We start from the raw sequence: 23,859 nt of genomic DNA, 5'->3' as shown, positions 1-23,859 counted from the left end.
CTATTCAGCCAGAGTATATGTAATTGTCACATTACATTTTGTTATTGTTTTGTCTATTACATTTACTTTTATTCCTGAGGCTGCATTTCTTGCCAATCTCTGTGCCTCGGCATTTCCTCCGCTGACTCCTGAAACATTCAGAGAACCGTTTGCACTAAAAGCTCCGTTTACAGTAACCCTTGTCCCTGATGGTATAGTCAGTGTCTGTGCCCTGTTTAATTTGATCTTGGGTTTTGTTACCATTTTATATCCTTTCCCGTTTACACATCCATAATTGGTTGTTGTTTTTGGTGCAGGATCAGGATTCTTACCGATCGGATTATTGCCGGAACCTTTACTTCCGGTTCCTCCTTCTTTTCCTTTTCCGCCGGGTGTTCCTCCGGTTCCGTCTCCTCCGGGACTTCCGGCTCTTCCGCCATTAACACCGGAATTGCCTGTATTATCCTGCCCGGTTGATTCAGAACCAGCTGATTTTGTTACATTGGAAGAATTTTCACTTGTACTTGCTGTTTTGTTATTATTTACAGATTTTTCTGTCTGTATGTTTTTTGTAACTTCTTCATGTTTTTGAGTTACTTGTTTTTGTTCCGTCTGAGGGATGCCTCCGCTGCCTCCACCACCCTCAGGTAACTCCATGCCGTTACCGCCGCCGGCATCATCTCCATCCATTGATTCAAGACTTTCGAGACTTACAGCTATTGTATCTTCACCTGCGCCTGCTATTGCGGGCTGTATTACCGGAACAAATAAAGCTGTAACGGTTAATATAATTGAAATCACATAAAATTTCATTTTATACCTCTACTTTAAATTTTTGATTTCTTCATACAGATTCATAGTTTCGTCTACTATTCTCGGCGAGCCTCTAAGCAGAGCCTGTGAATTTACTTTTATTATATTTTTATTCTTTACTGCATTTGTATCTTTTAACTGCGGATTTGCAGTTACTATTTCATCTTCGCTGCTTACTCCGAGTCCTACAAGAAGAAAATCAGGATTCTCTTCTATGACATATTCGGGTGTCAGTATTGGTCTTTCACCTTTTACCTTATCTGTAAGATTTTCTACACCGTAAATCTTCAAAACCTCTCCCGGAAGTGAATTCTCTCCGAAAGCCATCATAGGTGAAGCAGAATATATAAAAGCGCCTTTTTTATTAAGCGGTTCTGATTTCTTTATTTCTTCCAGTTTTTCTTTTTTTTCTGCTGTTATTTTTTGTGCTTCGTTTTCTTTTCCTATTAATTTCCCCACCTCAAGAAAATTATTAAATATATCATCAAAACTGTTGGCAGGAAAAGATACAGTTTTGATACCGTGTGCTTCCAGATCTTTAGCCAGACCTGTGGAATGTATACTTAATACCACCAGATCAGGTGAAAAGGAAATTATTTTTTCCAGAGAAGGCTTTGCCAAAGTTCCCACATCAGGCAGATCCTTAGTTTTATCCTCAGGCCATATACCTGTTGTCTGTGAATGTGCTACTGCTGCTATTCTGTCTTCGGCATTCAGAAGGTATAACATCTCTACTACTGCCGGATCCAGCACAACTATTTTTTTATATACTGTAGTTTCTTTTACAGCTTCTTCTTTTGCCTCTGGTTCTTTTCCGCAGGAAATTAATCCCAGTGCACCCAAAACTATCATAAGAAACATTATTATTCTCTTTTTGTACATTTCTTCCTCCTTTTTCTGTCTAAAAGCTCTATGCCATTCAGTTAACTGCAAAGGCACAGTTATAATTTATGCGGTAATACATAAGGATAATCACCGTTATTTACTATTTCACATTTAAAGCCGTATATTTCCTCCAGTACCTCCGAAGTAAAGAGCTCTGTCGGACTTCCTGTATACTTTACTTTTCCGTCTTTCAAAAATATTATATTATCACAGTACATTGCCGCAAGATTCAAATCATGCAGTACCATTATTCCGGTAAGTCTGCCTTCTTTTACAAAATGCGAGGTAAGTCTCATTATCTCAAGAGCATAATTAATATCAAGAGCTGATGTAGGCTCATCAAGAAGCAATATTTCCGGCTCCTGAACCAAAGCCCGTGCCAGAAGAACCCTCTGAAATTCACCGCCTGATAATGAAAAAGCAGGTCTTTTTCTGAATTTTTCCAGCTTTAATATTCTTATTACATCATCTACTATTTTATTATCATTTTCACTAAAGCCCGCCCAGCTGTTTTTCATATGCGCTACCCTGCCCATATAAACAACATCCTCTACGGTAAGCGGCATGGAAAGAGACGATTTTTGCGGTACAAAACCCAGTGTTTTCGCCAGATCTTTTTGTTTATAATCTTTTATATTTTTATCTTTAATTTCTATAACCCCGTTTTCCGGCTGTAAATATCTCAGTATATTTTTTAGAAGCGTTGATTTGCCGCAGCCGTTAGGTCCCAGTATTCCCGTGAACTCTCCCTTTTTTATGTCAATATTCACTTCATTCAGTATATTATTGTTATTATAGCTGAATGACAGCTTATTTACTTTTACATTATGTTTCACTTTTATCCTCCCTTTTTACTTCTCATAGCAAGATATAAAAAGAACGGTGCACCGAAAAATGATGTAACAACCCCGATTGGTATTTCTACAGGTGCAATTATGGTTCTTCCAATAGTATCACAAAAAAGCAGAAAAACTCCTCCTCCAATGGAAGCAAGGGGTATCAGTCTTGTATTGCTGCTGCTCTTAGTCAGAAGTCTCATCGTATGCGGCACTATCAGTCCCACAAAACCTATCATTCCTGTAAATGCTACAGAAAATCCCACAATTAACGAAGCAACCACCAGCATTCTTTTTTTCAGTTTTTCTACATTAACTCCCAAAGCATGTGCTTCTTCATCTCCGCTGAGAAGCAGATCCAGTTCGTGTCTTTTGGCAAAAAAATAAAATACAGATACTATCAGGGGAAACAATAAAATTACTATTTTTTCCCATGTTGCCGATCCCAGATATCCCATCATCCATGTTACTATCTTAAATGAATTCTCACCTATAAGGTACATTGCAAAAGATGTAAAGGCTCCCAGAAAAGACGATATTGCGATTCCGATTATCAGAAGCGTGGTAATATCAGACTTATTTCCGGATTTTGATAATTTGAAAATAATAATGGAAACTATTACAGATGTTACAAAAGCCAGAACCCCGTACATAATATCAGGCAAATTAAAGACAAAGGCTAGTACCGCCCCGAAAGTGGCACTAGCTGCTATACCTATTATATAAGGATCTGCAAGAGGATTCTGAAAAACTGTCTGTACTACTGTTCCCGAGCTGGATAACAGCATTCCTATCAGTACAGCCATCAAAATTCTTGGAAGCCTTACACTTATCAGTATTGTCTTCATTGAATCACTTAAATCTCCCCCCATTCCAAGGAAATATTTTATAATTCCGGTTTTCGGAATCTGGACACTTCCTGTGGAAAGAGAGAATATAGAAATCATAAACAACAGAACTATCAAGATAATATAAATCCTTCTAGTACTAGAATGCATATCTCACTCCTACATAATAATTAATTTCGTCTGCGGGTTTATATTCAGTTACCCCGGTACTTGTGCTTGTACTTTGGTATGTATTATATTTTTCATTGAATAAATTATTAACTCCGGCTATAATTCCAATTCCGTTTTCAAAGTCATAGCTTACTACGAAGTCTGTAGTACTGTAAGCATCTACTTTCTTTCCTGCAGCATCTTCGGCATCTCCGTAATAGTTAAAGTTTAATCCTGCATTCAGGTTTTTGATAATTTCGTATTTTACGCCTATAGTTGCTTTGATATCAGATACATAAGGTATATTCTGTCCTTTTTTACTTCCGGAAGTAATTTCGGCATCTATATAAGCTATCGATTCGTTTATTGTTACAGGTCCGAAATACTGCTCTGCAAATGCTTCGATTCCGTATCTTTCAGTTTCATCAAGGTTATAGAATTCCCATCCCATACCATGACCGGTAGTAAACACCTGTGAAATTTCATCCTTTGTCTTAGTATAGAATCCAGTTAATGAAACATAAGATCCTAAAACTACATCTTTCATTCCTATTTCATATGTATCGTAAGTTTCCGATTTCAGGTCATTTAAGTAATATCCTGTTAACGGATCTTTATTTGTCAGCTGTGTTGGTGTAGGTGATAAGAATCCGTGTTCATATCTCATATATACATTCCCCGTATCTCTGTAAAGATAATTTAAAGCCAGTTCCCATGCACTGTTACTGTCATTATCATCTTTGTTAAGCGCATAAGTACCGTCTGTTCTGTCTATAGTATATTTAGCCCACTCTTCTCTGAATCCGCCGATGATTTGCAAGTTATCCAAAATATTATGCTTTTCTAAGATGTAAAGACTGTTTGTCACTTTTCCAAGGTCTACTGTTGTTTTACTCATTGTTGCACCTGATGCAAGTATTGAATGACTCTGTCTTTTCATATCATTGTCCAGATAGTTGTAACCGAATATTAATTCCCCTTTTGAATAATTATATTTACCCTTCAGGTTTATTCCAAATTTTTCATCATCAAATAATCCGTTTGAAGTATAAGAGATTGACCCCATTTTAGCATCCTGTTTTGTCTTAGTCTCATCTTCCTGCCAATATCCTGTAATGTCAAATCTAAGATTATCCAGTACATTTATTCCATAATCCAGTACAAATTCAGTTCTTGTTTCATCATAATTTGTAAGTGACGAACCTGCCTGTTCTCTGTTCTGATCCATCTGAGCCTGTGTAAGAGCTCCTACCGAAGTCCCGTCCTCTGTGAATCTGCTTCCTTTAAACGCCAATGATTGTCTGTCACTTATATCATATCTTATTCCTGCCGCCCAGTAGTCATTTCTGAATTCTTCCTTATCTCTGTATGTATGTGCGTCTCTTCCGCTGTAATCAAAGTTTAGGTACAGCTGCTCATTTATCTTAAATCCCAGATAGGCATTAGCATTTTTATCATAGTGCGAACCATATTCCGCACCTATTCTTCCGCCTGTTTCAGTAGGTTTTTTAGTTATAATGTTAACCACTCCCCCTACAGTTCCGTTTCCGTACAGCACGGCACCGCCTCCGGGAATTATTTCTATTCTTTCAATATTTGATACTCCTATTGTATTAATAGGTGTAACTCCGTGTGAAGTATCAAGAAGATTCATCATTACTCCGTCTACAAGTACTTTTACTTTAGAAACAGCTTTATCTCCCTGACCTCTCATATCAATACTTGCTCCGCCTCCGGCATCTACAAATGTAATACCGGGTGCATCTCTAAGTACTTCCTGAAGATTCTTATATCCTTTCTTTTCTATATCATCTCTTGAAATTACAGTAACATTCTTTACCTGCTCCTTTACTGTACTTTCAAAACCTGTAGTTGTTGTTATATTCTCGTCCATTCTGATTTCACCTGTAACAGTGACTTCCTCATTTGCATTGGCAAGAAGAGCAATAGCCAATAAACATAAAATTGCAATTTTCTTAAACATTTTTCCTCCTATATGAATTTTTATTATACACCTGTAGCTTGTATATTAAGATTAATATCCTTTATCCCCGCATTTTTTAATTTTCCCATAAGCTCTATTATCATCCCGTATTCCAGCTCTTTATCCGCAGTAAGAGTTATGTTTTTTTCCTTTGTATTTTTCAAAAATGACACCTCAGCCTCAAGATTGTTTACATCTATTTTTCTTACAGCACTGTCAGTCTTTAAAAAATATTCTTTATTTTTATTTAATAAAATTTCTACTTTTTGTTCCTTTGTTTCTGTTTTTTTCATTTCCGAATCAGGTACGTTAATGCCCAGATTACTGTATACATTGAATGTCGTCGCTACCATAAAGAAAATAAGCATCGTGAAAATTATGTCAATCAAATTCAGCATGGAAATTTCCGGTCCTCTAGTTCTTCTTCTGCGTCTCATATTTCTCATAGACTTCTCCTTGATTAAAAACTCTGTAGGAATTTTTTATTCCGTTGTTTTTATTCTGCATGCTGTTCGTAAGATATACAGTCATTCGTTCCACTTCTATCAGTACACTGTCTATTCTTCTGTCAAAAAAGTTATATGCAATAAGTGCCGGAATTCCTACTATCAAACCAAAAGCTGTAGTATAAAGAGCTTCTGATATCCCTGCCGCTATTATTGTCGAATCAGCTCCGCCTGCTCCCGAAAGACCTTTAAATGCCATTATCATTCCTGTTACAGTCCCAAGCAGTCCAAGCTGAGGTGATACAGTTGCCACTATATTCAAAAGCCACATTCCCTTCTCCAGTCTGGTAATCTGTTCCAGAGTAGTTTCTTTGGCTATTTCTTCCAGATAACGCGGGTCAAAATCTCCCCCTTCATCTTCTTCAAATGTTTCCAGAGTATTTTTTATTGTTTTGGCAACGGAATTTTTCTTTGTACTGCAAAAATCTATAATCTCTTTTTTATTTCCGTTTTGAATAAGTTTTATAAGATTTTTCTTAAACTTATCAGTCATGTCTTTTTCATTTTTCAGAAAATACCATGTTTTCTCCAGCAGCACTGCCATTCCGCATACCAGAGCCATCAATATCGGCCACATGAAAATACCGCCGACAATTAAATAATTTACTACTTTCATTTCCCACTTCCTTTTTATTTTGAACAACAAATTATTTTCTTTATATATACTTTTTTACTTAAATCAATTATATTGATAATCAAAATAAATGTCAATGTTTTTTATTTTTATCCTTTAAAATATGTATATAAAAAACATTTTTTGTATATCTAAACTTAAAAACTAAATACATTGATAAGCTAAACATTACTAATAATATAAATATATTTATATAATCAAAGTATAATAAATTTCCATATATACAATATATCTACAGCCATTTTCGGCATAAATATTTTGAATAAAAGAAATTGCATTATTATTTGCATTTCCTGTGTATTTTTATAAATTTTCTCTTTCTTAGAATTTAAATGTGTTATAATTATGTGGAGAATAGAATTTTTTAACAAAATCTGACATTGTAGGTGATTGTATTGAAAAAGCTGAATATTACCGACTATAAGGCTCTCGAGGAAATAAGAACAAACAATAAAATTTCCAGAATAAAACTATCAGGAAGCCTTGAACTCACACCTGCCGCTGTTACCAAAATAATAAAAAAACTCAGCGGACTGAAACTTATTGAAAACAATAACATTTTGAAATCTACTGGCGGAAGACCGGAAAAAAGTCTCAAGATAAACCATAGATATAAAATGATTCTGGGGATAAATTTTGGTCCCGAATTTATAGAAACTGCACTCAGCTATCTCGACGGAGAACTTCTTTGTATGAAAAGAAGAAATTTTTATATCCGCAGTCAGGAAAAAATTCTGCGTATACTCTTTGAGGAAATAGATAATGTCCTTGAAGAATACTCTAAAGATGATATTCTCGGCATAGGTCTTGCACTTCACGGCACTGTTAACAGAGAAAAAGGAATATCTATATTTTCCCCACATTTCGGATGGAAAAACCTGAATATACAGGAGCTTATAGAAAAAAAGTATTCTCTGCCTGTAATCATTGATAATGATGTGAGAGCCATGGCAATTGCAGAGCATGAATTTGGACGGGCACAGAATACCGATAATTTTCTGGTCATACATATAAGCAATGGAATCGGCGGAGCCATCTTTCTGAATGGTAAAACCTATGAAGGCTCTGACTTCAGTGCAGGAGAAATCGGACATATCACTGCTGTGGAAAATTCATCAAGAAGATGCAGCTGTGGAAAATACGGATGTCTTGAAGCAGAAAGCTCCGACGAAGCAATAAAAAACAAAGTTCTTACCGAACTGGAAAAAATACAGGAGAAGGTAGATATCTCCCTGAAAACAGAAGATATATACAAAATGGCAGCTGAAAAAAAAGAGCCATATTTCAGCGTGGTAAGAAATTCTTCTTATGAAATAGGGAAAGCAGTGGGAAATCTTCTGAATATACTCAATATAAAGCTGGTTATAGTAGCAGGAAGAATTGTCAATACAGATTCGCTTTTCTTTGTCAATCTGAATAAAGGAATAAAAAAGAATATCCTTGACGGTCTTGAAAAAGATCTTCATACAGTTCCTGCTAAATTATATGACTCTATAGGAATATACGGTGCCTTTTCCCTCGTTACCACTAATTTATTCAAGGGAAGAAAGCTGATAAAATAGATTTTTTATCGAGAATTGAATATACGGCTTTTGCAAATATTTAGTTCATTTTATCAATATAGTTAAATAAGTTTTTTCGCAGACTGGTATTATATCTTATTTGGAATCAGCCAAATGATATCGTCCGTCTGCCCTCTGATGTATTATCACCAGCTGACGCAGCAGTAAAACATGAACAGCTGCTTAGCCAAAAGCAAACAAGATACAGCAGGTGTCAGTCTAAAACAGATTTTTTTTATTTTGATTAAAAGTTAAAAAAGAACTTTAAAACAGAGTTCTTTTTTTTTGAAAAATAAATTTTATGAATTATAATTAAAAGAAGCAGATTGTCTGATATCAAATTTTTTTCAGACAAAATAAATATAGAATTTTTTTATAAATATATAAAATATAAAGTAGGTGAAAATATGAATTTAGACGAATTAAAAGCAAAATTTACAGAAATTTTCAATAATAAAAATGAAAAAGTATTTTTTGCTCCGGGCAGGGTCAATTTAATCGGAGAACATACCGACTATAACGGCGGACACGTCTTCCCATGTGCTATTACACAAGGAACTTATGCTCTCACAAGAAAAATTTCCGAGCCTAAATTAAGACTTTTTTCCCTGAATTTTGAAAATACGGGAATTATAGAAATTGATCTGAGCAATCTGGACTTTAACCCTGAAGATAACTGGGCAAATTATCCAAAGGGCGTTTTTCATCATCTGAAGCAAAGTGGTGCAGCCTTTGATACCGGACTGGAAATTCTCTTTTACGGAAATATCCCCAACGGCGCAGGTCTTTCGTCTTCTGCTTCCATAGAACTCGTTTCCTGCATACTTGCCAAGAATATATACAATCTTAATTTTGATATGATAGAGCTGATAAAGCTGTCACAAAAAGTTGAGAATGAATATATCGGTGTTAATTCGGGAATAATGGATCAGTTTATCATTGGCATGGGAAAACAGGACACTGCTGTTATCCTTGACTGCAATACTCTGAAATACAGATATGTCCCTTTGATACTTGACGGTTACAGCATTATTATATCCAATACCAATAAAAAAAGAACCCTTGCCGATTCTAAATATAATGAAAGAAGAAGCCAGTGCGAAGCTGCCCTTCACGATCTCCAAAAAGTCCTGAATATAAAAAGCCTTGGTGATCTTACAGAAAAAGAGTTCGAAAAATATAAACATCTTATCACTGACAAGACAAATGAAAAAAGAGCCAGACATGCTGTCTATGAAAATCTGAGAACTCTTGAAGCCGTGGAATATCTCACAAATAATGATCTTGAAAATTTCGGAAAACTAATGATCGCGTCTCATGATTCACTTCGCGATGATTATGATGTAGCCGGGGCGGAGCTTGATGCACTCGTGCAGGCCGCACTAAAACAAAAGGGTGTTATCGGATCAAGAATGACAGGCGCAGGTTTTGGCGGCTGTACTGTAAGCATAGTAAAAAATGAAAATATTGATGATTTTATAAAAAATACAGGAAAAGAATATCAGGAAAAAACCGGTCTGACTGCAGATTTTTATATCGCCCATTCAGGCGACGGCGCACATGAAATACTCTAAAACTTTATCACATATCAGAACAGGAGAAATTATGGAATTAAGAATTTTTGAACTAAAAAGTCCGAAATTGAAAATTGAAATACTAAATTTGGGCGGAATCATCAGAAAAATCGAAACTCCGGATAAAAACGGAATTTTTGAGAATGTAGTACTGGGATATGAAAACATAGAAGAATACTATAAAAATCCTGATTATCTCGGCTCTTTAATAGGACGTACATCAGGCAGAATACAAAACGGGGAATTTATACTTAATGACAGGAAGTATACTCTTGCCAAAAATGACGGGAATAATAATCTTCACGGCGGAAGCAAAGGATTTAACAAGGTTTTCTGGGAAGTTCTCAGCTATACCGAGAGCGGTATTCTTTTATCTTACACAAGCGGGGATGGAGAAGAAGGATATCCGGGAACCGCGGAGATTGAAGTAGAATACCGTATCGAAAACGAAGATGAGCTGGTAGTGGAATATAAAGCAGTTTCTGATAAAGACACTCTGCTTGATCTCACACAGCACTCATATTTCAATCTCAGCGGAAATTATAAAAGAACTTCGCTGGAGCATGATCTGAAAATTCCTTCTGATTCCTTTGTAGAAATCGATGAAAGCGGAATGATTACCGATGTTATAAAAAATGTAAAAGGAAGTCCTTTTGATTTTAATACTATCAAAAATATAGGAAAAAATATTGATCCCGAGGACAAACAGATTCAGAATGCTTCCGGGGCGTATGACCACGCCTTTATATTAAACAATTCCCAAAATATAGAATTATATGATAAAATAAGTGGTAGAAAAATGACTGTAAATACTGATGCTCCGGCTGTAATATTCTATAACTCCACTAAAATGGGAGAAAATATGTTGCTTACAGGCGGTATTAATTCCCGGCGTTTCCTCGGAGCCTGTCTGGAAACACAGCACATTCCCAATGCGGTTAACTTCAGCGGATTCAAAGTACCTGTACTGAAAAAAAATGATACTTACAGAAGTAAAACTGTTTTCAAATTCAGCATCATGTAAGCTGACAGTATCCTGACTTCTTCAGCCTCTGAGCCGCACAGCTTTATCTGTAGTTTTTGAAATAGAATTCTTCATAGTAAAGTACTGAAAAATAAGGAATATTTACAGTTCAAAAAATTTTTGGGAGGATTTTTTAAAATGAATATATTAGTAGTAGGCGGAGCCGGATATATCGGTTCACATACAGTTAACCTGTTAAAAAAAGAAGGCTATACCCCGATAATTTATGATAATCTGTCAAAAGGACATAAAGAAGCAGGAGAAATACTAGGCGTAAAATTAATTAACGGAGATCTTGGAGATAAGGAAAGGCTGAAAAAAGTTTTTTCTGATGAAAAAATAGATATTGTGATGCATTTTGCCGCTTTTATCGAAGTCGGTGAATCTGTCACTGCTCCTGCAAAATATTACAATAATAATGTTTCTAAGGTTTTGGAGCTTCTGGACGCTATGGTGGAAAGCAATGTAAAATACTTTGTTTTCAGCTCTACTGCCGCTACATTCGGAGAACCTGAAACTGAAAAAATAAGCGAAACACATCCGCAGAAGCCTATAAACCCATATGGAAAAAGCAAGCTCATGGTAGAAGAAATTCTAAAAGATTATGATAATGCTTACGGACTAAAGAGTACTGTCCTCCGGTATTTTAATGCAAGCGGTTCTGATGAAAACGGACTGATAGGCGAAAGCCATGATCCAGAATCACATTTGATCCCTTTGATTTTACAGGCTGCAAGCGGCAGAAGAAAAAGTATAAAAATATTCGGAACAGACTACGACACCAAAGACGGGACGTGCGTAAGAGATTTTGTGCATGTTTACGATCTTGCCAAGGCCCATATTCTGGGGATGGAAAAAATGAAAAATGAAAATATGAGTTTGAATTATAATCTGGGAAGCGGAGAAGGCTTTACCGTAAAAGAGATAATAGAAAAAACAAAAGCTATTACCGGTGTTGATTTTACGGTAGAAGAAGAGGGACCAAGAGCCGGAGATCCGGCAGTTCTTGTGGCTGATTCGGAAAAAGCCGGAAAAGAGCTGGGATGGAAACCGGAATATAATTTGGACTCTATTATAAGTTCTGCTTGGAAGTGGGAACTTAACAGAAAATATTAGGAGAAAAAAATGAATATTTTTTATGAAATAGAAAAACTGGTTTATTACGGACTTAAACACTCCCTTATTGAAGATGAAGACAGAATTCTTATAAGAAATGAAATTCTGGAAGTTCTGGAAATGGATGATTTTCAGGAGCTTTCCGAAACTGAACTATATTCTTTGAAGGAAGAACTCGAATCAACGGAATATCCTTCAGAAATACTTAATAATATAATAAACTGGTGTATTCAAAATAATAAAATGGAGAATACGGGAGTTACATTTCAGGATCTTCTGAACTCCAAAATAATGGGTCGTATAATTCCCCGTTCCTCAATAATTACAGACAAATTCTACGAGCTCTATAAAAAAGACAGTACTAAAGCAACCGAATACTTTTATGCTTTATCTCAGCAGAGCAACTATATACGAACTGACAGAATAAAAAAAGACAAACGCTGGAAGTATGAAAATAAATACGGAAAGCTGGATATTACCATTAATTTCTCAAAACCTGAAAAGGACCCGAAGGAAATTGCAATGGCTAAAAATACTCCGTCAGGCTCTTATCCAAAATGTCTTTTATGTAAAGAAAATGAAGGATATGCCGGAAGGATAAACCATCCCGGAAGACAAAACCACAGAATCATTCCTTTGGAGCTAAAAAATGAAAAATGGTTTCTGCAGTATTCGCCTTATATTTATTATAATGAACACTGTATTGTTTTATCTGCCGTGCATCGTCCGATGAAAATAGATAAAGACTGTTTTGAGCGGCTTCTGGAATTCGTAGAATTGTTTCCTCATTATTTCATAGGCTCTAATGCTGATCTTCCTATTGTGGGTGGTTCCATACTTTCACACGATCATTTTCAAGGCGGAAATTATATCTTCCCCATGGCTGTTGCAGAAATAAAAGAAGAAATTTTCTTTAAAGAATTTCCGGAAGTAGAAGCCGGCATTGTAAAATGGCCTCTGTCTGTTATTCGTCTGAGAGGCACAAAAGAGGATCTGCTGAATCTCGCCGATATCATACTCGAAAAATGGAGAAATTATTCTGATGAAGCCAACGGGATACTTTCACATACCGGCGAAGAAAGACATAATACCCTTACACCTATTGCCAGATTCAGGGATAACAGCTTTGAACTTGACCTTGTTCTCAGAAACAACAGAACAACAAAAGAGCATCCGTTGGGAATATTTCATCCGCATAGCGAATATCATAATATAAAAAAAGAAAACATAGGACTTATAGAAGTAATGGGACTTGCAGTTCTTCCAGGCAGACTAAGCGAAGAAATGAGCATTATCAAAAAATATCTTTTCTGTGAAAATGCGCCGGAATTAATCGCTAATAATCCGGAGACGGCAAAACATACAGAATGGTGTAAAAAATTTATTATGAGCCAGAATATAACTTCTGAGAATATTGATAAAATAATTAATAATGCCATAGGAGAAACATTTTCACTGGTATTGGAAGACTGCGGGGTTTTCAAGGATACAGCCGCAGGAAACAAAGGATTTCATAAATTTTTAGACCTGTGTAAATAGAAACTGTTTTGATTTCTGAGAAGTATTCAAAAGAAATTTTTTTCAATAAGACAACCTGTATAAATTAATAAAATCCGGAAAAATTAAAATCCGGATTTTTTATAGTTTATAATTATAATTTTTGTAAAAGCCATGTTATCCCTTTTATATTTTCCTCAAGATCTTCACATTCATTTTTCTGGCTGCGAACATATCCTTTAAATATGCTCTCTTTTTCCGGAAACTTTCTTATCAGTTCTTCTGCTCTTTTTTCTATAAGATCTACATCTGTATTATCATGGGATATCTGTTCCATATCCGCCGTTATTTCATCGACTAAAGCAAGACCAGATTTCTTAAATATTTCAAGCCATTCATCGTAAGTCAGATATTCATAATTTCTGTACTTTATATCTTCTGCCGAATTAATCAGATAAGCTTCGTCAATAAGCAAAAAACCGCCGTTTTTCACAGTCCTGCTTAATTTCCTCATAGTTTCTTCTGGATTTCCAAGTACATTACCCGCAGCTCCGAAAATAACAATATCATAATTTTTCTCCGCAGCAACCGCTTCATTTATATCACCTGTAAGAAATTCACATAAATCAGAAACATTATATTCTTCGCTTTTTTCCTGTGCAAATTCTATAAATTCTCTTATTATATCAATTCCTTTTACATGAAATCCCATACTTTCAGCTAATTTTACAGAAACAGCACCTTTTCCGCATGCAAGATCAAGTACTTTGAACTTTTCACAATGCTTTATATTTCTCTTTATCAATTCTTCCATATCTTCAGGACTGCTGCCTATTTCCCACAAATCCTGCAGCAGATACGGAATATACTCTAAAAGCTCTGTTGTTTCCGCTGTGAGTGATTTTGCCAGTACCTCTTCAGTTCTTTTATCCATAAATACCTCCAGTTTCTTTGTATGATACCATTTTAATATAAAAAGTGTAAGTCCCCAAAATTTTATCTTTTTCATCACATATATAAAACTTATCCTAAGATAATTTATTGTTATTTTTATAAATACATAAAATATGATAGAATTTAAGGAACATGATTACTTATTAAGAGGAGAAAATATTTATGGAGAATTTTATTCAGTTGTTAAATAAAATTAATGACTTCGTCTGGGGGTTGCCCCTCATTATACTATTACTCGGAACAGGAATATATTATACATTTCTGTTAAAAGGACTTCAGTTCAGAAAGCTGGGTCATTCATTATATTTAGCATTTATCAAAAGAAAAGAAGAAGGGAACAGCGGAGAGGGAGATATTTCACATTTTCAGGCACTGATGACTGCACTCGCAGGTACTGTGGGAACAGGTAATATAGCCGGAGTTGCCGGAGCAATATCCGTAGGCGGTCCCGGAGCATTATTCTGGATGTGGATGACAGGTTTTTTCGGAATGGCGACTAAATACAGCGAAGCTGTCCTTGCGGTAAAGTATAGAAAAGTCGATGAATATGGGAATATGATAGGCGGACCCATGTATTATCTTCAGGAAGGACTTAATTCAAAGTTTCTGGGAGTAGCATTCGCAATATTTGCAGTTATTGCTTCATTTGGTATAGGTAATACCGTTCAGGTTTCAGAAGTAGCATCTGCAATGAAAACAAGCTTTAATGTAGATCCGAGAATAACAGGGATCGTTCTTCTTGTTCTTACAGGTTCTGTTATTCTGGGAGGAATTCAGAGAATAGGACGTTTTACATCTGCTATAGTTCCTACAATGATTATTTTTTATGTGGTAAGTTCTCTTGTTATTATATTTATGCATTATGATAAAATAATTCCTGCATTTGTCTTAATTTTCAAATCGGCATTTATTCCTCAGGCAGCCATCGGTGGTACATTTGGTGCCTTACTTAGTAAAACCATACAAAAAGGAGTTTCCCGTGGTATATTCTCCAATGAATCTGGTCTAGGAAGCTCGCCTATTGCCGCTGCTGCTGCAAAAACAAATGATCCGGTTTCACAGGCTCTTGTTTCTATGACACAGACCTTTATTGATACAATTATTGTCTGTACGATGACCGGTTTGATTATAGTCATGAGCGGTGCCACTGAAGGTACAGGTGCAGTTCTTACGGAAAAAGCCTTTAGTATACTTCTGCCCGGCGATATCGGCGGAATTATAGTTACTATAAGCCTGATCTTTTTTGCTTATTCTACAATACTCGGCTGGGCATATTACGGCGAAAAAGCTCTGGAATATCTTGCAGGAGAAAAATCCATTATGATTTACAGGATTATTTTTACTCTTGCTATTTATCTGGGAATAGTCTTTAGTAAAGGAGTATGGGTATTTTCGGATATTGCCAATGGTCTGATGGCACTTCCAAATCTTATAGGTCTTTTATTTCTTGCTAAAGTGGTTAAAAGCGAAACAAACAGATTTTTAAATAAATAAATATACTTTTTTTACCCGGAAGATAATCTTCCGGTTTTTATTTACGGTATTATCTTTACAAGCTCACAAAATTCATGTATTATTATACTATCAGAAGTGTTTTGAAACGGACATCTTGTATAATTCTCCGTTTTTAGACAGCAGCTGAAATATTATGTTACTGAATGGAGATGAATGTAATGCTTTACTTAGCTGATGAAAAAAGATATGCTTCCATGAAATATAACAGATGCGGAAGAAGCGGATTAAAACTGCCTGCTATTTCTTTAGGGCTTTGGCATAATTTCGGTACCATGGATAAATATGAAAATATGCGTGAAATGATAAGAACTGCATTTGATCTGGGAATCACCCACTTTGATCTTGCCAATAACTACGGTCCTATTCCGGGATCCGCAGAAGAGAATTTTGGAAAAATGCTCGCTGATGACCTGAAGCCGTATCGTGACGAGCTTATTATTTCTTCAAAAGCCGGTTATACAATGTGGCCTGGACCATATGGAGACTGGGGCTCAAAAAAATATCTGATTTCAAGTCTTGATCAGAGTCTGAAAAGAATGGGACTGGATTATGTAGATATATTTTATTCACACAGATTTGATCCTGATACTCCTCTTGAAGAGACTATGGAGGCTCTTGCACAGATAGTACGTCAGGGTAAAGCTCTGTATGTGGGTATTTCCAACTACACCGCAGAACAGACAAGGGAAGCAGACAGAATACTTAAAGAGCTGGGAATAAAATGTCTTATACATCAGCCCAGATATTCCATGTTTGAAAGATGGATAGAAGACGGACTTCAGGATGTACTTACAGAAAAAGGAATAGGCAGTATAGCTTTCTGTCCGCTCGCACAGGGACTTCTTACAAATAAATATATAAACGGTGTTCCCGAAGACTCAAGAGCCGGGAAAGCGTGGGAAATTTCACTGAATTCCGATAGCATAACTGCTGATAAAATAGAAAAAGTAAAAAAACTTGATAAAATAGCAAAACAACGAAATCAAAGCCTTGCTCAAATGTCTCTTGCGTGGACTTTACGGGGTGGAAAAGTAACATCTGCACTAATAGGTGCCAGTAAGTCCAGCCAGATCATAGAAAATGTTCATGCATTGGATAATCTTGAGTTTACTGTCGAAGAGCTGGAAGCTATAGAAAAAATTCTGAAAGGCTGAAGAAATTTTATTATCTGATATCTGACTAAAAATAAACAGAATATATTATTTTACAATAATAGAAAAACAGAGTATGTAAACATGCATGCTCTGTTTTTTTTGACTAAAACCATTGAGTATATATAAAACTCTAAAAGAGCTTTATTAATATCTGCTAACTCCTCTATAATTCAATTAATCAAACAACTTAATACACCGGATAATATCAGATAAAAACCATTATTATTTAGTGTGTTTAATTATTATACATTAAATAAAAGCTTTTGTCGATTAAATTTTTTCATCTAAATATGCATTTTGAAAAACTGCCGGTTTTCTAAAATCTTTCAATTATAGAAAACCGGCACAGCAGACTGTCCATTTTTAATCAGATAATATCCGTGTTATCTGTATTATTTTTTTATATTCAAAATAAAATTTTCTATTATCTTCTTTTCAGTATTCCCGTCACATCTACAGCCGCCCAATTCTATAGCCGGCTTAATCTTACCGTGAAAATCACTTCCGCATGTCATCAGACAGTTTCTGCTTTCTGCTTCATTTCTATAAAATTCAATCTGCTCACTGCTGTGATAACTGCTGTATACTTCCATTCCCTTTACCCCAGAGTCCAAAATTCCGTCAAGAAGCTTTTTATCCTCATGTATATTATTACCCGGATGTGCCAGAATCGGTATACCTCCGGCTTTATTTATCAAATCTACCGCTTCCTTCAAAGAGATAAAATGAACCGGTACATATGCCGGCTTTCCCTGTGCACATATATCCCAGTAAAAATTCACATAAGGGTTGTCACTTCTGGAACCGCCCTCAAGATACGGCTTTATAAGAGGATTCTCTTTATTTTCAGGCTCATAAACAGATGCCTCGGCTATATCCTCACCTATTATAATACCATTTTTTGCAATTTTGCTAAGCTTATCACGATTAACATATATTCCTGTTTCTTCCACAAGTCTTAATCTCTCAGGACTTGCTTTTTTCTCCTGTTCCAGTATATTTTCTTCCAGTTCTCCGAATTCTTTCAGGTTATAGTCGATATAATATCCAAGCACATGAAGATTCACTCCTTCATATGTACAGTCTATTTCTATTGCTGTAATTACTTTTACTCCCAGCTCCTCTCCTTTATTTACAGCTTCTTCCACCCCCTTAACCGAATTATGGTCTGCTACAGCTATATATTTCAGCCCTGCATCTTTACACATCTGCACCAGTACAGACGGCTTAAATTCTCCATCATCGCTATACCCGCTATGCATATGAAGATCAATAATATTTTTTATCATTTCTTTCCCTCCGTTTTTTATTTATAATCCTATATTTTTGTGCATTAACTCTGCTCCGAGACTGCTTATCCCCCTGAAATAATCATCAAAGCTGTGCTCTTTGAATATGATTTCCGGAAAGCTTCCCTCCGGCATATGCTTTTTACATTCTTCTACCACTAAATTATGAAGCTCTTCCCTGAATCTTTCTCCTCTCATAATAATAATACCGGGATTTATTGTATAATTTATTATCAGAATCAGTTTTACCAAAGTTTCCACATATTCTTCATTTCCACACTCATCATTTATAATATCGTCTAATGTTTTGCCCCCGTCCATAGGAATAAAACCAAATTCACCGGCAAAATTATATTTCCCCCGTACAATTTCGCCATTTGTGATAATTCCCGCACCAGTACAGTCATCTGAAAAATCTATATATACAGAACTCAGATTTTTCAGTTCCTTATCTTTATTTTTACCGGCAAAATTTATACTAAAGCCTAATACTGTAGAATTCAGGTCATTTTCCAGAATTACCGGTATGCCGAATTTATTCCGGAGAAATTCCCCTATATCATTTTTTATCCATTCCCCGTCCGGTCCCTTGATTAAGTAGCTGCTGTCCTTTACAATTCCGGGAACTCCGAGAGCTATAGCTTTTATATCTTTTTGTTTCAGTGTGTATTCTGTAAACTCTGTAATAACTTCCCGAACAGCTCTGTCATTTACTTCCAGTTCACCATGCTCTGTTTCTTCATTCAGAATATTCGAAATTATGTATTTAATACTTTTATTATCTATGCAAAATGACAGACTATGATACTTTTCCTTATTAAAATAATATCTTTCCGCCTTTCTTCCTCCGCTTGACTCTTCATATCCACCTGTAAATATATCTTCATTTCTTATCAGCTCTGTCAGAATATTCCCCACTGTCGTAAGGCTGATATTTGTCAAAGATGCTATATTTGATCTTGTTATCATAGGATTTTTCAGAATAGCCCTTTTTATTTCCGAAATATTCAGTTCTTTCATAAATTTGGGTTTTCCTGTTATTTTAGTTGTTTTATCCATCTTATACCTCGTAAACTTTTTAAATATACTTTTAAAATAATCTTTTAAAAGTATATTTTATTTTACTATAAAAAAGTAATTCAGTCAATCTCTTTTATAATTTTATCTTATTCAAATATCTTACAATAAAATATTTTATAGTGTATAATGTATATACAAAATTTCTTAAGCAAGGAGAGCTCATAATGATAAAAATAGTAGCAGCAGATATGGATGGTACAAGTCTTGGAACAGATGAAAATATCTCGGAAGCAAATATAAAAACAATAAAAAAGGTCATTGATACAGGAGCAGAATTCATTTTTGCATCAGGCAGACCTGTTTATGGTATAAATCTGAAAATAGGCGATGCCGGACTCACAGATAAAATCAGATACTTTATTGCTTATAACGGCGGCATTGTTTATGATACAGAAAATAAAAAAAATATCTACACAAAGATCATGGATTTTGAAATAATAAAAAAAATCTACAATCTGATATTGCAGAATATCTCTGATCTTTGCTTCTGCCTTCATGAAGACGAGTTTATTTATGTAACTCAGGATAATGAAATAACTACGCTTGAAGCTGAAAGCAATCATCAGACAAAGGTGCTTATTAATGATATAGAAGACCTTTCAGGAAAAAAATTCATGAAAATACTTTTGGTAGGGGAACATAAAAAGTTAGAATATGCCGCCGAAATTCTTAAGCAAAGTGAAATCGGCGACACTATAAAAACAATGTTTTCCCTTGACATGCTCCTTGAAGTTCTTCCTGCCGCTTCTGATAAATCAGTTGCCTTAAAGTGGCTTTCCGAATATTTGAATGTTCCGCTTACTTCTGTACTTGCTGTAGGTGATGCTGAAAATGATATAGAAATGTTAAAAACAGCCGGCTACAGTGTTGCCATGCAGAATGCGTACAAGCATGTCAAAAAATATGCTGATTATATTACTGAAAAAAACAATGATGAAAACGGACTTACAGAAGCTCTGGAAAAATTTTTAGACTTATAAAACAAAAGGACTGTGCGGTATTCTGCCGGCAGTCCTTATTTTTTTAGTTTTATATATAATTATAGTAATGTCTTTATTTCATCCTTCAATATCTCGGAATGTGTTCCAAATATAGCCTGTACCCCTTCTTCTCCGACTTTCAGTACACCTTTTGCACCTAGTTTTTTCAGCTCGTCGTCATTTACTTTTTTGGTATCTGCTACTGTTACTCTCAATCTTGTAATACATGCATCCAGACTTTTTATATTTTCTTTTCCTCCGAGTGCTTCCAATACTGCTTTTGCCTGTTCACTTTTAGACTTCGATATAGTTCCTACAGGTGAAACTTCTGTGTCGTCCTCACGTCCCGGTGTTTTCAAATTAAATTTTCTAATGAAAAATCTAAATAAGAAATAATATATTACTGCATAAAATACTCCCACAACCGGAACTAAATACCATCTTGTCTGAAATCCTCCGGTAATTCCCGGAAATATTCCGAATAATGTATAATCTATAAATCCGCCGGAAAATGTCATTCCTATTCTTACCTGAAGCATATTCATAATCATAAAAGACAAACCTGCAAGTAAAACGTGAAGACCGTACAATACCGGTGCTATAAACAGAAATAAAAATTCTATCGGTTCTGTTATTCCTGTTAAAAATGAGGTAAGAGCTGCTGAAAATAATACACCTGCCACAAGCTTCTTTTTATTATCTTTGGCTTCATGATACATTGCCAGAGCCGCCGCCGGAAGTCCGAACATCATAAATACAAATTTTCCTGTCATAAATTTTCCTGCTCCGGAATATGAAGCACTGCTGAAATTCTTAACTCCGTCAGCATACATTGCAAACCATATTCTCTGATCTCCATTCACTATCTGTCCTGCATTGGAAGTATATTCCCCGAACTGATACCAGAAAGGCGAGTAAAATACATGGTGAAGACCAAAAGGAATCAGCGCTCTTTCAATAATCCCGAAAATAAATGTAGACACATTTGTATTACCGTTATTCGCAAGATCTGAACATAATGTAAGCAGATACTGTATAGGCTGCCATACAAAAGGAAGTACCAGACCAAGCAGTATTGCAAACACTGATGTCATTATCGGCACGAATCTTTTCCCTGCAAAAAATCCCAGAAACTGAGGAAGTTCTATTTTATAATATTTATTAAATATTGCAGCACCAAGAAGACCTGCTATTATACCGCCGAAAACTCCTGTCTGTAATGTAGGAATTCCCATTACCCTTGTATAACCGTAAAGCTGTCCTACTGTAAGACCCTTGATACTTGTAGCCGCTCCTACAAGCGTATCTGAAAACTGTGAGCTATTCTGCAGTATATACTCGCCGGCTTTATATATACTGTCCATACTGCTGAAGTCCATATTAGGTATTGTATTAAGCTGAAGTGCTGTTCTTATCGTATCTACTCCTGATAATACGGCCCCTGCATTAGAAACTATTCCTGCTATTACATTCATGATCAAAAATCCCAAAACAGCTGCCAGTGCTCCTACACCATCACCATTATTAGCAAAACCGATTGCTACACCGATGGCAAATAATAACGGCAGATTCCCAAAAACTATATCTCCGGCCTGAGTCATCAGTAACGCACCATATTGTATAAAATGATTTCCCAGAAAAGGCAGTCTTGCAATAAGTTCACTCTGCTGCAGACCTGCTCCGATTCCTAGAAGAAGACCGGCTGCCGGAAGAATTGCCACAGGAATCATAAGTGATCTTCCTATCTTTTGCAATATGGCAAACATTTTTCCAAATAAAGCATTTTTTTTCTTTTCCATAAATTTTCCTCCTAAAAATTATCATAAAACACTTTTAATTCCCTGATTTTCAACAAATTTTTATTATCTTAATTTTTATTTTTTCTGATTTTCCAATCCAATCATTTTAAATAAACATTAAACATAAAAGTGTTTTAATTTTTCTTATCTATATTTCAAAAGCATATCAATTCATCTTATATTAGTATATATAATAGCATTTGTTATGTCAATATTTTTTTTATATCCACTTTACACTTTACAATAAAATTTCTCATTTTTACTTATTTTAAAAATAAATATAAATTATAAAATAATTATTTATATGAGAATATTACCTATTATTTTTTTTCGTTTTTTATGTTATAATTCTGAATATATATAAAACACTGACTTTTGAAATTTTTATTTTTAATAAATTTTTGTTTTTTGATATTGAAAGGAATAAAAAAAATGATTGATATATTTAATTTTACCCCAACAAAAAAATCGAAAAATTTTATTGTAAACATAAAGCTAAATAAGAATTTTTCCAAAAGCGAGAAGGAATTTTTCGAGCTTCTGATTTTTAATTTTGATCTTGCTTCACCATATATAAGTCTTGACTCTAAAGATCTGATAAAGGTGCTGAATCTGGATACTGATTCAAAACTGCAGGACTTTCTTCACAAAATTACCGACAAAAAGGTTCTTTACTCTATTACGGAAGAAGACGCTGTGATATACAGCGGAGCCTTTTCACCTGTATCTTCCTATTTTCAAAAGAAAGAAAAAATATATATTTTTACTGCCGAAGAGCTGAAATTGTTTCTTACAGAAGAAAATATTTTTTCCCACTTTAATTTTAAAAAATTTATTTTTATGGAAAAAAACCTTTCTCTTATTTTATATAATCATTTAAATAATATTCTTCCGGCAAACACACTTTCTGTCACTGTTACAGAGCTTAAGGAATTATTCGGACTGGAAGATTCCTATAACAGAATTTATGATTTTGAAAAGTATATTTTGAAAAAAATAGTGAAAAATATAAATAAATATACCGATCTTGAGGTAAAATATGAAAAACCGGCACATTCCGGCTCAGTAATTAATTTTACTTTTAAAAGTACATATCGTGAAAATATTTTTGAAAAGACAAAGGAAATTATAGATACTGTAAAATCAAAAATTATTAACTATGAAAATGTTTATAATCTTATACTTAATTATCTGGAAAAAAGAGGGCTCAGCTATGTTAATAATAATGTCTCCTACATTAACAGCCTGAAAAATATCCAGAATTTTGATGCACATCTGAGAAAGGCACTGCTTTATGATCTTTATTCCTCTAATTTAAAAAATATAAAGCCGGAAAGCAAATTTATCAGTTTTTTTGAAAAATATCATGTTTATAAAAATTCCGTAACACTCCAGAATGATCTGTATAAATATATCAACAGCATTCTGTATATTACATCTTCGCTGGAAGAGCTCTATTCCTTTGAAGTAATCAATGAAATTAAAAACCTTGAGGACGGTTCTTTTTTTACTTATAAAAATGAAGATTTTGAAATATTTGTAGAATTTTTACAGAATAAAAGCAGCTCTATACAGATTTTTATCAGAGAGGACCTTATCTGAATTCTGTTATTTTTTATAAGAAAAAAGGCTGTATAAAAATTATATCCATAGGCAGCTTAAGATAATACCGCGCTAGAA

General features: G+C 34.9%; 20 protein-coding genes. 9 read left to right on the top strand and 11 right to left on the bottom strand.

Features of this window, described 5'->3' with window-relative positions; genetic code table 11:
- The 7 genes from STERM_RS02875 to STERM_RS02845 are packed head-to-tail and all read right to left on the bottom strand — an operon-like array spanning position 1 to position 6,617.
- On the bottom strand, positions 1-792 hold the full coding sequence (locus STERM_RS02875) for a hypothetical protein (RefSeq protein WP_012860055.1): 792 nt from the start codon (positions 790-792) through the stop codon (positions 1-3).
- Positions 793-801: 9 nt separating this feature from the next.
- A complete protein-coding gene (locus tag STERM_RS02870; RefSeq protein ID WP_012860054.1) occupies positions 802-1,674 on the bottom strand; it encodes an ABC transporter substrate-binding protein in 873 nt (290 codons plus the stop codon).
- Between the two features lie 59 nt (positions 1,675-1,733).
- Positions 1,734-2,513 carry an ABC transporter ATP-binding protein gene (locus tag STERM_RS02865; RefSeq protein WP_012860053.1) on the bottom strand — a complete coding sequence of 260 codons (780 nt, stop codon included), beginning with the start codon at positions 2,511-2,513 and terminating at the stop codon, positions 1,734-1,736.
- Between the two features lie 2 nt (positions 2,514-2,515).
- Complete coding sequence (locus STERM_RS02860) at positions 2,516-3,511, bottom strand: FecCD family ABC transporter permease (protein ID WP_012860052.1); 996 nt, start codon at positions 3,509-3,511, stop codon at positions 2,516-2,518.
- On the bottom strand, positions 3,501-5,495 hold the full coding sequence (locus tag STERM_RS02855) for a TonB-dependent receptor (protein ID WP_012860051.1): 1,995 nt from the start codon (positions 5,493-5,495) through the stop codon (positions 3,501-3,503). Before STERM_RS02855 ends, STERM_RS02860 begins: the two co-directional genes overlap by 11 nt.
- A 23-nt stretch (positions 5,496-5,518) precedes the next feature.
- Positions 5,519-5,941 carry an ExbD/TolR family protein gene (locus tag STERM_RS02850; protein ID WP_012860050.1) on the bottom strand — a complete coding sequence of 141 codons (423 nt, stop codon included), beginning with the start codon at positions 5,939-5,941 and terminating at the stop codon, positions 5,519-5,521.
- Positions 5,910-6,617, bottom strand: coding sequence for a MotA/TolQ/ExbB proton channel family protein (locus STERM_RS02845; RefSeq protein WP_012860049.1), 708 nt, complete (start codon positions 6,615-6,617; stop codon positions 5,910-5,912). The genes STERM_RS02850 and STERM_RS02845 overlap by 32 nt, the downstream gene beginning before the upstream one ends.
- 413 nt (positions 6,618-7,030) lie before the next feature.
- Here STERM_RS02845 and STERM_RS02840 point away from each other — a divergent pair, with 413 nt between their 5' ends.
- The 5 genes from STERM_RS02840 to galT all read left to right on the top strand — a co-directional run bounded on the left by STERM_RS02840 (position 7,031) and on the right by galT (position 13,450).
- Positions 7,031-8,197 carry an ROK family transcriptional regulator gene (locus STERM_RS02840; RefSeq protein ID WP_012860048.1) on the top strand — a complete coding sequence of 389 codons (1,167 nt, stop codon included), beginning with the start codon at positions 7,031-7,033 and terminating at the stop codon, positions 8,195-8,197.
- 407 nt (positions 8,198-8,604) lie between these two features.
- A complete protein-coding gene (locus tag STERM_RS02835) occupies positions 8,605-9,771 on the top strand; it encodes a galactokinase (RefSeq protein WP_012860047.1) in 1,167 nt (388 codons plus the stop codon).
- A gap of 31 nt (positions 9,772-9,802) precedes the next feature.
- Complete coding sequence (locus tag STERM_RS02830) at positions 9,803-10,795, top strand: aldose epimerase family protein (RefSeq protein WP_012860046.1); 993 nt, start codon at positions 9,803-9,805, stop codon at positions 10,793-10,795.
- Positions 10,796-10,933: 138 nt separating this feature from the next.
- Positions 10,934-11,911, top strand: coding sequence for a UDP-glucose 4-epimerase GalE (gene galE / locus STERM_RS02825; protein ID WP_012860045.1), 978 nt, complete (start codon positions 10,934-10,936; stop codon positions 11,909-11,911).
- 9 nt (positions 11,912-11,920) lie between these two features.
- Positions 11,921-13,450: a UDP-glucose--hexose-1-phosphate uridylyltransferase gene (gene galT / locus STERM_RS02820; RefSeq protein ID WP_012860044.1), complete on the top strand. Its 1,530-nt coding sequence runs from the start codon at positions 11,921-11,923 to the stop codon at positions 13,448-13,450.
- A 112-nt stretch (positions 13,451-13,562) separates the two neighbouring features.
- On the opposite strand, the gene STERM_RS02815 is transcribed toward galT, so the two are convergent.
- Positions 13,563-14,342: a class I SAM-dependent methyltransferase gene (locus tag STERM_RS02815; protein WP_012860043.1), complete on the bottom strand. Its 780-nt coding sequence runs from the start codon at positions 14,340-14,342 to the stop codon at positions 13,563-13,565.
- Between the two features lie 182 nt (positions 14,343-14,524).
- Between STERM_RS02815 and STERM_RS02810 the strand changes: the two genes are divergently transcribed.
- Both STERM_RS02810 and mgrA read left to right on the top strand, forming a co-directional pair.
- Complete coding sequence (locus STERM_RS02810) at positions 14,525-15,856, top strand: alanine/glycine:cation symporter family protein (RefSeq protein WP_012860042.1); 1,332 nt, start codon at positions 14,525-14,527, stop codon at positions 15,854-15,856.
- Positions 15,857-16,020: 164 nt separating this feature from the next.
- Complete coding sequence (mgrA, locus tag STERM_RS02805; RefSeq protein ID WP_280109823.1) at positions 16,021-17,031, top strand: L-glyceraldehyde 3-phosphate reductase; 1,011 nt, start codon at positions 16,021-16,023, stop codon at positions 17,029-17,031.
- A 392-nt stretch (positions 17,032-17,423) separates the two neighbouring features.
- On the opposite strand, the gene STERM_RS02800 is transcribed toward mgrA, so the two are convergent.
- Together STERM_RS02800 and STERM_RS21025 are read right to left on the bottom strand one after the other, a co-directional pair.
- Positions 17,424-18,320 (bottom strand): PHP domain-containing protein, encoded by an 897-nt coding sequence (locus tag STERM_RS02800; protein WP_012860040.1) that lies wholly within the window; start codon positions 18,318-18,320, stop codon positions 17,424-17,426.
- Between the two features lie 21 nt (positions 18,321-18,341).
- Complete coding sequence (locus tag STERM_RS21025) at positions 18,342-19,379, bottom strand: ROK family protein (protein WP_012860039.1); 1,038 nt, start codon at positions 19,377-19,379, stop codon at positions 18,342-18,344.
- Positions 19,380-19,564: 185 nt separating this feature from the next.
- Between STERM_RS21025 and STERM_RS02790 the strand changes: the two genes are divergently transcribed.
- Positions 19,565-20,380: a Cof-type HAD-IIB family hydrolase gene (locus STERM_RS02790; RefSeq protein WP_012860038.1), complete on the top strand. Its 816-nt coding sequence runs from the start codon at positions 19,565-19,567 to the stop codon at positions 20,378-20,380.
- Positions 20,381-20,439: 59 nt separating this feature from the next.
- Here STERM_RS02790 and ptsG read toward each other — a convergent pair whose 3' ends face one another.
- Complete coding sequence (ptsG, locus tag STERM_RS02785) at positions 20,440-22,179, bottom strand: glucose-specific PTS transporter subunit IIBC (RefSeq protein ID WP_012860037.1); 1,740 nt, start codon at positions 22,177-22,179, stop codon at positions 20,440-20,442.
- Between the two features lie 432 nt (positions 22,180-22,611).
- Between ptsG and STERM_RS02780 the strand changes: the two genes are divergently transcribed.
- Entirely contained in the window at positions 22,612-23,781 is a 1,170-nt protein-coding gene (locus STERM_RS02780) for a replication initiation protein (RefSeq protein WP_012860036.1), read from the top strand.
- The last annotated feature ends 78 nt before the right edge of the window (positions 23,782-23,859 follow it).

This window comes from Sebaldella termitidis ATCC 33386 (assembly GCF_000024405.1).
Taxonomy (GTDB): Bacteria; Fusobacteriota; Fusobacteriia; order Fusobacteriales; family Leptotrichiaceae; genus Sebaldella; species Sebaldella termitidis.
The sequence above is the reverse complement of the archived record's forward strand: the minus strand, read 5'-3'. Positions and strand labels throughout refer to the sequence as shown.

Excerpts from the sequence above, each read along its gene's own strand:
- STERM_RS02875 (WP_012860055.1), bottom strand. The coding sequence starts at position 792 with ATGAAATTTTATGTGATTTCAATTATATTAACCGTTACAGCTTTATTT.
- STERM_RS02870 (WP_012860054.1), bottom strand. The coding sequence starts at position 1,674 with ATGTACAAAAAGAGAATAATAATGTTTCTTATGATAGTTTTGGGTGCA.
- STERM_RS02860 (WP_012860052.1), bottom strand. The coding sequence starts at position 3,511 with ATGCATTCTAGTACTAGAAGGATTTATATTATCTTGATAGTTCTGTTG.
- STERM_RS02855 (WP_012860051.1), bottom strand. The coding sequence starts at position 5,495 with ATGTTTAAGAAAATTGCAATTTTATGTTTATTGGCTATTGCTCTTCTT.
- STERM_RS02850 (WP_012860050.1), bottom strand. The coding sequence starts at position 5,941 with ATGAGAAATATGAGACGCAGAAGAAGAACTAGAGGACCGGAAATTTCC.
- STERM_RS02845 (WP_012860049.1), bottom strand. The coding sequence starts at position 6,617 with ATGAAAGTAGTAAATTATTTAATTGTCGGCGGTATTTTCATGTGGCCG.
- STERM_RS02835 (WP_012860047.1), top strand. The coding sequence starts at position 8,605 with ATGAATTTAGACGAATTAAAAGCAAAATTTACAGAAATTTTCAATAAT.
- STERM_RS02830 (WP_012860046.1), top strand. The coding sequence starts at position 9,803 with ATGGAATTAAGAATTTTTGAACTAAAAAGTCCGAAATTGAAAATTGAA.
- galE (WP_012860045.1), top strand. The coding sequence starts at position 10,934 with ATGAATATATTAGTAGTAGGCGGAGCCGGATATATCGGTTCACATACA.
- galT (WP_012860044.1), top strand. The coding sequence starts at position 11,921 with ATGAATATTTTTTATGAAATAGAAAAACTGGTTTATTACGGACTTAAA.
- STERM_RS02815 (WP_012860043.1), bottom strand. The coding sequence starts at position 14,342 with ATGGATAAAAGAACTGAAGAGGTACTGGCAAAATCACTCACAGCGGAA.
- STERM_RS02810 (WP_012860042.1), top strand. The coding sequence starts at position 14,525 with ATGGAGAATTTTATTCAGTTGTTAAATAAAATTAATGACTTCGTCTGG.
- mgrA (WP_280109823.1), top strand. The coding sequence starts at position 16,021 with ATGGAGATGAATGTAATGCTTTACTTAGCTGATGAAAAAAGATATGCT.
- STERM_RS02800 (WP_012860040.1), bottom strand. The coding sequence starts at position 18,320 with ATGATAAAAAATATTATTGATCTTCATATGCATAGCGGGTATAGCGAT.
- STERM_RS21025 (WP_012860039.1), bottom strand. The coding sequence starts at position 19,379 with ATGGATAAAACAACTAAAATAACAGGAAAACCCAAATTTATGAAAGAA.
- STERM_RS02790 (WP_012860038.1), top strand. The coding sequence starts at position 19,565 with ATGATAAAAATAGTAGCAGCAGATATGGATGGTACAAGTCTTGGAACA.
- ptsG (WP_012860037.1), bottom strand. The coding sequence starts at position 22,179 with ATGGAAAAGAAAAAAAATGCTTTATTTGGAAAAATGTTTGCCATATTG.
- STERM_RS02780 (WP_012860036.1), top strand. The coding sequence starts at position 22,612 with ATGATTGATATATTTAATTTTACCCCAACAAAAAAATCGAAAAATTTT.